Annotated in this window: 9 protein-coding genes; 2 read left to right on the forward strand and 7 right to left on the reverse strand. The window is 46.2% G+C overall.

Annotated elements, in window-relative coordinates; genetic code table 11:
- Nucleotides 1–88: 88 nt before the first annotated feature.
- The gene (locus HG547_RS00660; protein WP_169546582.1) at nt 89–2350 is read left to right on the forward strand and encodes a heavy metal translocating P-type ATPase; all 2262 of its coding nucleotides are present in this window, start codon (nt 89–91) and stop codon (nt 2348–2350) included.
- Nucleotides 2351–2706: 356 nt separating this feature from the next.
- Entirely contained in the window at nt 2707–4299 is a 1593-nt protein-coding gene (locus HG547_RS00665; protein WP_169546583.1) for an ABC-F family ATPase, read from the forward strand.
- Between the two features lie 102 nt (nt 4300–4401).
- Here the strand turns inward: HG547_RS00665 and HG547_RS00670 are convergent, their stop codons facing one another.
- The 7 genes from HG547_RS00670 to HG547_RS00700 all read right to left on the reverse strand — a co-directional run bounded on the left by HG547_RS00670 (nt 4402) and on the right by HG547_RS00700 (nt 13760).
- The gene (locus HG547_RS00670) at nt 4402–4932 is read right to left on the reverse strand and encodes a lipocalin family protein (protein ID WP_088585804.1); all 531 of its coding nucleotides are present in this window, start codon (nt 4930–4932) and stop codon (nt 4402–4404) included.
- Between the two features lie 42 nt (nt 4933–4974).
- Entirely contained in the window at nt 4975–5880 is a 906-nt protein-coding gene (locus HG547_RS00675; protein WP_169546584.1) for an EamA family transporter, read from the reverse strand.
- A gap of 232 nt (nt 5881–6112) precedes the next feature.
- Nucleotides 6113–7123, reverse strand: a complete 1011-nt coding sequence (locus tag HG547_RS00680; protein WP_169546585.1) for a hypothetical protein — start codon at nt 7121–7123, stop codon at nt 6113–6115.
- 61 nt (nt 7124–7184) lie between these two features.
- Nucleotides 7185–8204, reverse strand: coding sequence for a diguanylate cyclase (locus HG547_RS00685; RefSeq protein WP_169546586.1), 1020 nt, complete (start codon nt 8202–8204; stop codon nt 7185–7187).
- Nucleotides 8205–8470: 266 nt separating this feature from the next.
- On the reverse strand, nt 8471–9520 hold the full coding sequence (locus HG547_RS00690) for a transposase (protein ID WP_169546587.1): 1050 nt from the start codon (nt 9518–9520) through the stop codon (nt 8471–8473).
- Nucleotides 9521–10102: 582 nt separating this feature from the next.
- Nucleotides 10103–10480 carry a DP-EP family protein gene (locus tag HG547_RS00695; RefSeq protein ID WP_169546588.1) on the reverse strand — a complete coding sequence of 126 codons (378 nt, stop codon included), beginning with the start codon at nt 10478–10480 and terminating at the stop codon, nt 10103–10105.
- Nucleotides 10481–10499: 19 nt separating this feature from the next.
- Nucleotides 10500–13760 carry a winged helix-turn-helix domain-containing protein gene (locus HG547_RS00700; protein WP_169546589.1) on the reverse strand — a complete coding sequence of 1087 codons (3261 nt, stop codon included), beginning with the start codon at nt 13758–13760 and terminating at the stop codon, nt 10500–10502.
- Between the last annotated feature and the right edge of the window lie 276 nt (nt 13761–14036).

Here is a 14036-nt window from a genome sequence, read left to right on the forward strand (position 1 = left end):
TACTTGCCACAAAAACACCCTTGACTCTCCTGTGATGGGAGACTTTATCTTAACCCTATAGCGGTTAAGTTCAAGTGAGGGATCTTCCATGTCGCAGATAAAACTCTATGTCGCCACCATGAATTGTGCGGGGTGTGTGGCCAAAATTGAAAAGGCCTTTGCGGCCGAACCGAATGTGAGTGCCCGTATCAATCTCGCCGATAAGCAAGTGACTGTCGATGGCAAGATGAGCGGTGATGCGGCGCTGGCTGTTATGGACAAGGCGGGTTATCCCGCTCAATTGATCGTGGACGCAAAGGCGGCCGCAGAGGAAAAGCGGGTCGAAGATGCGGTGGAGTATCGCCTGCGGATGCGTCAGGCTATCGCCGCGCTCGCTGTCGGTATCCCTATGATGTTATGGGGATTGCTGGGCGGTGAAATGATGATTAATCGCCCTAGCATGCAGCTTGGCTGGGGTATTATGGGCTTAGTCACCTTAGCACTTTTAATCGGCACCGGGCGCCATTTCTATCAGGGAATGTGGCGCGCGCTTAAAGCCAAAACCACCAATATGGATACCTTAATCGTGTTAGGTACCAGCACGGCATGGCTCTATTCCATGCTGGTGGTGCTCATCCCGAGTGCGTTTCCAATGGATACTCGCCACGTTTACTTTGAGGCGAGCGTGATGATCTTAGGCTTGATTAACTTAGGCCATGCCCTCGAACTCAAAGCTCGGGGCAAAACTAGCGAAGCGGTGCAGCGCTTACTCGGCCTGCAATCTTCTACCGCGATTCGTATTGGCGACAATGGCGATGAAGAGGTGGAAATCGACCAGCTCAAACTGGGGGATAAACTCAGACTTCGCCCCGGCGACAGGGTCGCACTCGATGGTGTTGTGGAGTCCGGCCAGTCATTACTCGATGAGGCCATGCTAACGGGCGAACCCATTCCTGTGCCAAAGCATGTTGGGGATAATCTCAGTGCGGGTACAGTCAATGGTAACGGCAGTTTAGTCTACCGAGTCACCGCTGGGCAGCAGGATACGCGCCTTGCCAAAATCATCGCACTGGTACAGGAGGCGCAAACCTCTAAGATGCCCATTGGTCGTCTGGCCGATAACATTTCGGCGGTATTTGTGCCAACGGTCGTGGTTATCGCGCTGCTCGCGGCGGCGATTTGGTATCTTGTTGGGCCAGAACCCGCACTCAGTCATGCGCTTGTGGTGCTCACCAGCGTGCTGATCATCGCCTGTCCCTGCGCCTTAGGCTTAGCCACACCTATGTCTATCATGGTATCCGTTGGCCGCGCTGCTCAAATGGGCGTCTTGGTTAAAAATGGTGAAGCACTGCAAAGCGCCAGCAAGGTCGATTGCGTGGTGCTGGATAAAACTGGCACAGTGACTCAGGGTAAACCCCAAGTGACTGATATCCATTGGATTGAGACTAATGATCAAGCGCTCAGTGATGAAGACAAGCGCGCACTCCTTGGCGCTATCGCCAGTCTTGAGCAGCATTCAGAGCATCCGCTAGCTAGCGCAATAGTCAGCTATGTTAAGCAAGCCTCGATTCCATTACCCGCAACCGAGATTTTTACCAATCATCAAGGTAAGGGCATCGAAGGGCGAGTCGATGGCGCCGACTTTTTAGTGGGGAATCAAGCCTTAATGGCTGCATTTGATGTACCGTCAGCGGAGGGCGTGACAGGCAGCAGCTCAGGCTTTACGGTAGAAGTCGCCGCGCAATTTGCCAAACAGGGCAAGACGGCGATTTATGTCGCTAAGGCGGGCAAGTTAGTGGCCACTATCGCCATTGCCGATCCGATCAAGGCCGACGCCAAAGAAGCGATAAGCGCGATACGTTCACAGGGGATTCGCGTAGTACTGCTGACCGGAGATAATCTGCAAACGGCGCAGGCGGTGGCAGCTCAAGTGGGGATAGATGAAGTGATAGCGGGCGTGTTACCCGAGCAAAAGCAACAGCATATTAAAGCCTTACAACAGCAAGGCCATGTGGTTGCCATGGTGGGGGATGGTATCAACGATGCGCCTGCCTTAATGAGCGCCGATGTGGGGATCGCCATGGGATCGGGCACTGAGGTGGCGATCGAAAGCGCGGATATGACTCTACTGTCCCATCAGCTGATAGTGATTGCTAACTTATTGGCACTTTCCCGCGCGACCATTCGCAATATTAAACAGAACCTGTTTGGGGCTTTTATCTACAATAGTTTAGGTATCCCAGTGGCGGCGGGCGTCTTGTATCCGCTTACGGGTATGCTGTTAAGTCCTGTGATTGCCGGGGCTGCGATGGCGCTGTCTTCTTTAACTGTGGTCACCAATGCGAACCGTTTAAGGCAGCAAAAACTATAACGTATTGGTATTGTTTATTGGCCCGCGAGCGAGCGGGGGCTTACAAATACCGCCCAGTTCAGTGGGCGGTATTTGGATTGTCTGGCTAAAAATGCAATGTTAATTCAGTTGTCATCCAATAGGATTATCTTGGGTTGTGTTTGTAAAAATTCAGGTTAAATAAACAGTTATCTTTGGGTTACATGGCTCAGAATCGCTTAAGCATTCGCGGCTAACGGGGCCTTTTTAGTTGATAATTTAACCCAAACTGCTATAGTGCCACGTTTATTTTTACCCCCTCAGGCTGGTGGAAATTGGTTTATGCTTATATGCACTGCCAATAATCTGGCCAATATTACTCGATTTGGAAGTTCATTTTGATCACAACAGCGAATATCACCATGCAGTTTGGCGCTAAGCCACTGTTTGAAAACATCTCAGTTAAATTCGGCGGCGGTAACCGTTACGGTCTTATCGGTGCGAACGGCTGCGGTAAATCAACCTTCATGAAGATCCTTTGCGGTGATCTAGAGCCGAGCAGCGGTAACGTATCTTTAGACGTCAATGAGCGTCTGGGTAAACTCAGCCAGAACCAATTCGGTTACGAGGAATACACGCTGATTGACACCGTTATCATGGGCCACCGTGAACTGTGGAAGGTCAAGCAAGAGCGTGACCGTATCTATTCTTTACCTGAAATGAGCGAAGAAGACGGCATTGCCGTGGCAAACCTTGAGATGGAATTTGCCGAAATGGATGGTTACACCGCCGAATCTCGCGCTGGTGAACTGCTACTTGGTGTGGGTATCGGTATCGAAAGTCATTTCGGTCTAATGTCTGAAATCGCCCCTGGTTTAAAGCTGCGGGTATTATTGGCGCAGGCTCTGTTCTCCGATCCTGATGTATTGCTGCTCGACGAACCCACCAACAACTTGGACATCGACACTATCCGCTGGTTACAGGACGTGTTGAACCAACGCGACAGCACCATGATCATCATTTCGCACGACCGTTACTTCTTAAACTCAGTCTGTACCCATATGGCTGACTTAGACTACGGTGAACTGCGTGTTTACCCAGGTAACTACGACGAATATATGCAAGCAGCGACTCAGGCCCGTGAGCGTCTGCTGGCTGACAACGCCAAGAAGAAAGCGCAAATTTCTGAGCTACAAACCTTCGTGGCGCGCTTCTCTGCTAACGCTTCTAAGGCAAAACAAGCGACTTCTCGTGCCCGTCAAATCGATAAGATCAAGCTGGATGAAGTTAAAGCCTCTAGCCGTGTTAACCCATTCATTCGTTTCGAGCAGGAAAAGAAACTGTTCCGTAATGCGTTAGTGGTTGAGAATTTGGCGAAAGGTTATGACACGCCACTGTTTAAAGACTTAAACCTGATTGTCGAAGTGGGTGAGCGTATCGCTATCCTCGGTGAGAACGGTGTGGGTAAAACTACCCTGCTGCGTACTTTAATCCATGATATTCCACAGGATGAAGGCCATATCCAATGGTCTGAAAACAGCAATATCGGTTATTACGCGCAGGATCATGAGTCTGATTTTGCTAACGACATGACGCTTTTTGAGTGGATGAGCCAGTGGCGTAAACCTGAAGATGACGACCAAGCGGTACGCGGTATTTTAGGCCGTATGCTGTTTAGCGCCGACGACATTAAAAAGTCTGTCAAAGTGCTCTCGGGTGGTGAAAAGGGCCGTATGTTATTTGGCAAGCTGATTATGCAAAAGCCAAATATCCTGATGCTCGACGAACCGACCAACCACATGGACATGGAATCGATTGAATCCTTAAACAATGCGCTTGAAAAATACGAAGGCACCTTGTTGTTTGTGAGTCACGACCGTGCATTCGTATCGTCATTGGCAAACCGTATCCTTGAAATCACCGCAAACGGTGTGAATGACTTCAAGGGTACCTACGATGAGTTCCTCGCGAGCAAGGGCATCGAAGGCTAATTACTTGTTTTAAATAGCCTTAAATGCACAGAAAAAACGCCGCTTATTGAGCGGCGTTTTTGTTTATGGTGTTTACCTTGAGTGTTAGCCTCGGCTTAGCGGTTATTGTTTTGCCTCGGCTTGTTGTTCGACATAAATCAAGCTGTCAGTGTCAAAGCCGCGGGCGCTCGCCATGTCGACAAATTGCTTAATCACCTCAGGGGATACGGTTGGAGTTCGGGCTAGTAGCCATAAATAATCCGTATCTGGCCCCGAGATAAAGGCGTATTGATAATTTTGTTGGTCGAGCCCAAAGACTACATACGAACCATAAAACGGCCCGAAAAAGGAGACTTTTAAGTAGGCTTCGTTCTCTCCATTCACAAAATAGGCTTTACCTTCGGCTTCTTTCCATTCCTGTTTGGCGGCAGAATAGCCCCGATTAATGACTTTAACGCCGCCATCGGGCTTAAGGCTGTATTCGGCAGAAACTTGGGTTAATCCGCGCTCGAAGGAGTGGTCAAGCCTCGCAATCTCGTACCATTTGCCTAAATAGCGGTCGAGTTTAAAATCTTTAACGGGTTCGACGTAGTTAGGCATTCCTAGACAGCCTGTCAGGACCAAAGCACTGATCATTAAGAGTAGTTTTTTCAAGTGATGCTCCTATCAAAAAGATTTAGTTTATATTTTACTCATTTATTCATGGTGGCAAACAGAGGGATTTTCAGGGCTTTTTAGGGCTTTGTGTTGGCTTAACCAACCTTGTGCTATACCAGCCAGCATTATCAGTACCACACCTATCAATTGCTGTGCGGTTAATGTTTCATTAAATAACCACCACGCCAGAGTGACCACCACCACAGGTTCCACATAGGAGAGTGTGCCGTAGGTGATTGATGGCAATTGATTTAGAGCTTTTACTGCAAACAGAATAGCTAAAAATCCCGGAAAGAACCCAATTGCCAGCAGCCAAGCAAATTGATTCAGGCTGGGTACTAAGGGTGTGGTTAACACTAAGGGAAGTAGGCATAAAGCGCCAACACCTAGCTGTACCAGCGTACTTTGATAGGGTGAGGCGGCACTCGGTTTGCGGTTGATTAAGATAAAGCCACTATAGGTCAGTAACGACAATAATGCATAAAAATATCCCAATATTTCAGAATCATATAGTGATTGGCTCGATGTCATGGGGAGCATTAATATAAAGCCCGCTAAGGCGAGTACCACACTTGCCATACTGAATCGGTTGAGTCTTTCATTAAACACAAAGTGCGCAAAGAGTGACGCTACCACAGGTGCGAGGTAGATGATCATAATCACGGTTGCCATTTGAGTGTATTGAATAGCCTCGATATAAAAAGCCATAAATCCGGCGAGCATAGCGCCATTTATCAAGGTGCGTTTGCTCGGTTTATGGCGAATTTGCTGTCCTTTACCCGTTAACAGCATATAGGCCATTAAAAACAGCGCGCCGAGTAGCAGGCGGTAAAAGGTAATATGTTCGGCTGGCAGAGCTGCAAAGCGTGCGAATACGCCAATCGTGCCCATTAAGGTGGCAGCCAATAGGGCAAAGAGCAAGGCCAAAGTAGGAGGTGGATTCATGTGTCACCTTTAGCGTACAGTCCAGAACTGTAGAAACAGTCCAACGGGTAAGGACGCTGAGTTTGCCCTAAAATATCTTGCTAGGCTAGCGAGGTATTCGACTGTACTTTGGGTATCGTGCAAACTAGCTGTTTCGAAGGGGCTCTTTATGACCCACGCTATAAAGGACGATAGCTTCAGTCTTTAAGTGATCATCCGCTTGTCGAAGCGAACAACGATCAATCCTAGGATTTTAATAATCCTTAATAAAGCGCAGAGCATGTTTGGCTAGCGTAAAATCGATATTTTCACTGATACGAATTTCGGCGATTAATCGACTCGAAGTAGATTGACTGATAAAGCAATCAAATGTCAGTTCGTTGGTAAGCTGCAAATGAACACGGGAACGATTAGGTGTGAGAGATTTTAATATATCAAAATTTAACGCAATATCGGGATCCTCTTCGGAAAAATAATTAGCATGATAAATAAAGTGTGGCCAATTTTGGTTATTTGATTCAATTATATAGGCACAGCGATCATTGGCTGGAATAATATTGGATAGCTGTTTTTTGAAATTATTGGTGGTTAGATTGTTTTTAATGAATTTATATTTAGTGTCATTAAAAATAACTAGCATCACATCTTGCCTTGTTGAGTTAAGTGGGTTTGAATGAATGTTTTTTAGGGAGTGTTTATCTTGTGCAGTATAAATATTATTTTCGGCGATAAATGACTGACTATCAGGTTGCAGATAATAATTTAGGATTTGATAGTCTGTTAAGTAGTGTTCAATTAAACTGATGTTAGTCATTTCTCCTTCAAAAGATAATGCGTTATTGGTCATAGCCTTTAATACATGGTTATCTGTTAAAGGGATAATTTGCTGTTGAACTTCGATTTCATCGCCATCGATATAACATTTTAGCTTATGATATTGGTAGCTGATGGATAATAAATGCCAATAATCATCATTTAAGCCACCTGACATCGAAGCCATTTCAATCGATAATAATCGACTACTAACAACCGATTCAATATTGCCAAGTGCATTTATCTTCACAATAAAGCCCGTATGATTAAATTCACAACAATATTGAAATACTAGTCCTCCATGTTGGTTTTTTATCCAAGCTTGCCAAGTGAAAATATCGAGTGTTTTCGAGCCTAATAAAACGACTTTAGCCGTATTTTCTGATGTTTCTTGAGCGAGGTCTTGAACTAAGTTATTCGAGCTTAAACAAATGTTTTTTGAGGTTTTCATGGGTGACATCCTTGTGGTTATGTCATGCATAAACCTTTGGTTTTATTTCAGACAAATATCATCACAGCGAGGTATTAATTCTATCGCGACCATCGGCCTTGGCGCGGTAAAGCGCGGTATCGGCGGCGCATACCATGGCGAGTGAGGTACGGAACTGGCCATTGACTTCACTGGCAATCCCTTGGCTAGCACTTATCGAGACATAATCCCTAAGCCCTTGGTCAGTAAAACGAATATTATTAATCCCTTGCTGAATTTTTTGCGCTATGGTCAGCGCCATTTTGGCATTGTGATTAGGTAGGATCAGCGCAAACTCTTCGCCGCCGTAACGGGCCGCAAGACCGATTTCGATAGGCACAATAGTGGCGATCACTTTGGCAATTTTTCTAAGGCATTCATCACCTTGGATATGACCAAACTGATCATTAAACACCTTAAAATAATCCACATCGATAATGACTACGCTGATAGGACGTAGTTTGGCGGTGCATTCTTCCCAGTGTTGTTGCAGCATTTCATCAAAATAGCGACGGTTCGCCAGTTGGGTGAGGGAGTCGGTGGCGGCCAACTTGCGCAGCTTTTGGTTTTCCGCCTTATGCTGAGTTAAATCGTGCATCACCATGACGAAAATAGGCTCATGGCTAGGAATATAAGAGATAGACAATTCAACATCTTTGGCCTTGCCAGAGGCGCAGATCAGTGTTGTTTCCTGCGCAGGGTGCTGCACGGGTTGACCGCAGTTGGTACCTAATTGCACATCGTGGCTCAGGAGATTGTCATAGCGCGCTTGATGATGTTCGGTCAAAAAATTGCGCCAGTCTTGGCCCTTTAAAGTCGCCTGCGGGCAATCGAGTAGCTCGGCACTGCGTTGATTGCACGAACGGATAAAGCCGTTGGCATTCACTAAGATCATGGCTTCAGTTAAATGTTGAATAAAGAGCTCAATGGTCTCGAGGGAAGAATGCTCGAAAAAGTTCAGCGGTAGCTCGGCAGCTTTTGCATGCAGAGTTGAGGGCAATGCAGCATCATCGACAATGGATAAAGCGGGTTGTTGGCGAGCCAGTTTCGGTGAGTTTGTCATTGTTCTCTTTCTCCGTGAACTTTAATCATCTGCGCTAGGCGCTTTTCTGAGGATGACTTTATTCTGGTGGAAGAAAAGATACCTTCTGCTTACCTTCTGGTGTAATTATTTGATTTTAAATGTTTTAAATTTTGCCTTCTGAGTCGTTTTATCTGCAATTAGGATCATGGTTAGCTAGGCGCTTGTTTACATCTCGCAAAATTGGGACTAGATAGCCCCCAATCTTAAGCATTAAGACTGAGTCGAATATTTGTTATTGGGGCAATTTAACGCAGTGTAAGTCCATTAATTTGCTCGGGATGTAGTGCTTGGCTATGGGATTTTCCTCGGCACCATTTGCCACCTTGCTTGTGTTTAAATGCACACATTGCATCCCATCGACCGCTTACACCACTGTACTGGCGACGAAACTCCTTGGCTGAAAGTAACCAGGCATCGGATGCAATCCCTAACTCATTAAGCAACTTAGGTCGTAGGTTATCGATAAAGCCTTTTTTATCATGGCGGATGGCGCGGCCAGTCCAATCGATAAGCTCAAGATAATCGGCAAAATGAAAGGGGATGCCCGTTTGCTGATGGAGATGCGTTGCACCCTCAAATTTTGCAAGGGATTTGCGTGGTAATGGTTGAGTGTTATCTACAGGGGGTTGGGTTATCAGTGGTGTGACGCTGTTAGGGGAAAGTGCATTTAGACGTTCTTGAATCGATGTAAAATCAGAGGATTGCAAAGAATCGGCAATCCCTGCTCGAATGGGGTTTAAATCTACGTACATCATACACGCCAGTAAAGCTTGCTCATCTAGTAACGCTTGGGATTTGAAACGGCCTTCCCAAAAGGCACCTTTACACGCATCTTCTCGATTGGCTTTACGGGCAATCTCTTCGTTCAGGCAGCGCATAAACCAAGATATGCTGGATAAACGCTCATGCCATTCAGCAATTAAGGCATCGAGTAACATGCGTTCGCCGTCGATTAATGCATCACCATTCATATACTTAGTGGCAATGGCATGGCCTTTAGTGATTTGGCACCAGCGGCTGATAATATCTTTTTGCGTTAACGATTTGGCCTTCTCTACATCAATTTTAAGCACTAAATGGTAATGGTTGTTCATCACTGCATAGGCGCAAATATCGATACAAAAGATGGTGGATAATGCTTTGATTTTATCGACAATCCAGCCACGTCTATGCTCATAACTGCGCCCAGTGAGTTTATCCTCACCACACAGAAAAGCCCTTCTGACACAGCGATTAATCACATGATAGAAGGGGGTTGTATTGGCATCGATAAGCATTCTTCTGGCCGAGGTCATGACTCGCTCCAAACAGACAAGGTGAAGATAATCTAAAGACTAGTAGAAGAGGGGACAAAGCACAAAAGACATGGCTGTCCTCGCTTTTTGCTCCAAACAGACGCAATCAAGATAATGTAAGGCTAGTATAAGAGGGGATAAAGCACAAAAAGACATGGCTGTCCCCGCTTTTCAGGTGAAGATAATTTAAAGACTAGTAGAAGAGGGGACAAAGCACAAAAAGACATGGCTGTCCCCAGTTATTTTATTTTCCGAAGAGGGGACAAAGCACAAAAAGACATGGCTGTCCCCACTTACCGCCTTCTTCTGGCCGAGGTCATTATCCGCTCCAAACAGACGCAATCAAGATAATGTAAGGCTAGTATAAGAGGGGATAAAGCACAAAAAGACATGGCTGTCCCCACTTATTTGTCCCCACTTATTTCAAAAAGACATGGCTGTCCCCACTTATTCTTATCAGAGTGTTTTTCATTATAATTCCATTTAATTCAATAGTTTTTTATGTATTTAAGTATGATTGTTGGGGCTAGTAAAAAAGGGACAGGGTTGGCTGTCCCCACTTGATTTTATCTTTAACAAAGATTAGTTTTGTGGACGGTTTTTAATCTCTGGATCTGGGCTTAAAAGCATCAGGGTATTGGATGAGTTGCTTAAGATGAACTGGAATTTCGTTGTTCCCGGCGTGTGGTCTAAGTCAACTAGTTGTACAAACTTACCATCACTACTAACAGTAACAGCGTCAACAATTTGATCAAAAGGAGTCAGGAAGCCAACCCCGATAAACTTAAGGCCTTTACCTGTATTATCGATAAGTTGGTATGTTACTGTGCTAGCTTCAGTAATCGTGACATCGCCTTGGCATTGTTCACCCGTGGCATCTGTATAAGAAAATACAGGTTCACCTGACTGCAAATCTACGATTACATTAATAAAATGTGCATAACCTTGTACGTTTGGCATATGGAACTCCCTTTTTTGATTAGAAAACTAGATTAGTGATTCCAGCCTCATTAAGCATTTGTATGAGTTCTGGCTCAGTATCTAATTCGTTTAAACACTTCAATGATAGAATGTATGGAATAGTAATTTGTGGCTCTTTGTTGTTATATATTGTAGGTTTTAATGTTGATTTAACCTTGGTGCAGTTTATAATTTTATTTTTGCTATTTCCATTTAATTCTGAATTCTTTGCATTTAATAGCTCTATTTCAGAAACCCACGCTTTGTATTGAAGATTTTCCTGATGGATTATTTTGGTTTTTTCTATTAAAGCTTCCGCTTTAGATGAGTAGGACGTGAAATCTTCAGCATTCTTGTTTTTTAATGAATAGTTCATCAGTGTTTTATATAGCAACACTTTTAGCAGTTGAAGTCTTGGACTGTTTTCTGATTTAAGACCTTCATTCTCAATGCTGTTCAGCAGTTCCTCTGGAGTGTAACTTTTTTTGATTTTTAGATTGCTCTCTAATTCTAAAATAAGAAGTTTTATTTGGTAAGACTGTATGTTCCAAGTTTCATTGTTGGGGTCTATAAGTCTTAACACACCCATTAGTTCATTTGCCTTATTTGCTTTATCTAGTGCATTTTCGAAGAGTTCTTGATATTCAAATAGTAATGTTGATTGTTGGTAACTCAATGCTAATGTTTCGAGTATATAAGGATTTTGTTTTTTGGAGTCAATACTTGATAAAGCTTGCTGAATATCATCGTGGATTGCGATTACATCAGGAACGGAGCCATTTGCAAGAGCCGCACTCGCTAACCAAGAACGTGCATTGGCCACATCGGCAATCAGTTGGCTATCTTCGGGGGCTTTGGCCAGTGCCAAGAGCTTTAATCGTAATGACTCCTCAAAATCTTGCTGTGCTTTAGCAAAGTCCTGTTGCTTCATCGACACTGAGCCCAAGGTGTTATGGGCATAGGACAGCTCCATCAGCGCATCTTTATCCTCAGGCGCTAAGGCATACATGGTTTGGCTATAGACTAAATACTGTTCGAAATAGGGGCGTGTGGCGGCCCAATCACTTACATCATATTTAAGCTGACCCAACCAAAAGGCATTGGCACCTAAGGTTTTTAAAAGGGCTAAGTTTTCTGGCTGCAACTTAAGCAGCGGCAGCATTTTTTCCTGTGCGGCGAGTAGGGCGCTGCGGGCTTCATCGATTTTATTGCGTGAATAGGCGACTTCGCCCATGGCCTCTAAGGTTTGTCCATGCTGGAAGCGAGCATCGAAGCTTAAGTACTTCTCATCGTCTTGGCTGGAGAAATCCGTGAAATATTCCAATGCCTTATTGCTGATGCCGTCGAGTAAGTCCATTCGGCCGATACCGCGCATCTTATCGGCGAAGTCACCCACCATAAACCCGAGCAGATCTTCGGCGGCGAGGCGTTTTTGCTGGGCAAGTTTTTCGGCTTCGATACTGCGAACACTCATAATGACTGAGGTTAAGGTGAGTACGCACAGCAGGGCGACGGTGATGCGCCTCGTCCAGCGCAGCATAGTGGCGCGTTTGCTGGAGGCGGCAATAAAGTCGGTTTCCCGCTCGTCTAAGTCAAATAAGGGATTTTGCCTAAGGCTTTGGGCCTCTTTTAAGGGTTTACCCTCGGCCAGCAAATAGGCGCTGTGTTTGGCTTCGCTGAGCCAGCGCTGGGATAAATGCTGTAGTCGGCTCTTAATGCTAAGGCTGTCGTTATGTTCGCTGATCCACGCCGTCGCCCTTGGCCAGCGGCGCAGCAGGGCTTCGTGGGCGATGCTAAAACAGGGCTCACCATTTTGTAGATGGGACACAAATAAGCGGCTATCGACCATGGCTTGCACTAGGGCGGTTTCGGCCGCGCTTTGCAACTGCGACCAGCGGGCGGTGCGGCTGGTGATGGATTTTTCATCCTCACGCAGGGTGACTAACAGGGACAAAATCCGCGGCAGACTGGCTTTTTCGGCCTCAGTTAAATGGGAGATGGCCTGCTCGGCATTTTTACCGATAGCGCCTTCGATGCCGCCCAAGGTGCGATACACAGAGACTAATAGTTTGTCATCGTCGCTGCGCTGTAAATACAGCGCCTGCAAGGTGTATTGCAGCATGGGCAGCGCATCTGGATTGCTGGCGGCATCGCTACAGAGCATTTCATCGAGCGGCATGGCGGTGTCGCTGTCAATGTCCCAAGTTAAATTGGCGGCAACGGCTGGTAGGCGGATCATTTGCAACAGCTCGGTGCGCGTGGGCGGCGCTAAGTCGAAATGGGCACCGCGGGCTTTTCCCGCCATCAGACTGGGATAATTGACCAGCAACGGATAAAAGTCGTTGCGACAGGCACTTAAAATCAACACCGCATGGGAAGTGGCAAGGCGCTCTAACAACTCGATAAAGGCACTGCGCTCGGCGTCGCTAAACAGCGGCGATGATAATAGCACCTCTAATCGATCGAGAAATAAGCCAAAGCGTGGCGTCGCATAAGCATGATTTTTAAGGCTTTGTTTGCATATCTCGACAATGCTCTGCGGATCTTGCTCAAGCTTGGCGGCAAGCTTGTCTGCGCTCATGCCCTCAAATACTGGGGTGTCGTTTAGCTCCCAGTCGAGCATGGCGCTGGCCAGATCGGTAAGCAGTTGTCCCTTGCTGACATCGGCAAAATCGAGGCTGCTATAGGCCACAACCCCAACGCCATTAAAGCCATTGGCGGTCATGAGGTTAGGCAATACACCGGCATTAATTAAGGAGGATTTACCGCTACCACTGGGGCCTAAAATTAAGCAGAAGGCGCGGCCAAATTGGATTTGTTGGCTAATGCGATTCAGCAGCGTGCTAATTTGTTCGCTGCGGCCGAAGAACACGTCGGCATAGTTGGCGCTGTAGGCTTGCAAGCCCGGAAACGGCGAGCCACCTTGCCAGGTCTGTGGCGTGGCGCTGGCCTCGTGGCCGACGGGAAAGCGCACCTCGGCTAAGGTGCGATAACCACGTTTGCGAATGGTCTCAATGTAACGGGATTCGGTGGCACTATCGCCTAAGGCGCGACGTAACTGGTTGATAATCTTATGCAGTGGATTGTCGCCCGTGTCGACCCCCGGCCAGCAATGGCTGACAATTTCGTCGCTGCTGACCACTTCACCGGCGTTTTGGCAGAGAAATAACAACACATCCATTGCCTTAGGCTCAAGCTGTTTAACTTGTTTACCAAGGAGTAGGCTGTTGGCGCTGGGATTAACTTGCCATTCACCAAAAAAAAATGTGCTGTCACTCATAGGATTTCCATTGCTTGAGCATCGACTAAGGCGGAGGAATCGCGGTGCCGTTAGCCATTGTTATTTTTATATTCCATTTGCATATGTTGCTATGGGGTTTTGCGTCAAAACATTGGCATTATGCCTAGACTCCTTGTTATTTAAAAGAAGTAAGCTTTTATAATCAATGTAAATTTTATCTTGAAATTGTGACAGCATGTTGTGCTGATACCCATGTGTTGTCACAGGGTTGTGGGATTGCGCGATAATTGCACTTTCGCTTGGGTAAACGCTTGG

This window comes from Shewanella sp. DNRA4 (assembly GCF_012843185.1).
Taxonomy (GTDB): Bacteria; Pseudomonadota; Gammaproteobacteria; order Enterobacterales; family Shewanellaceae; genus Shewanella; species Shewanella xiamenensis.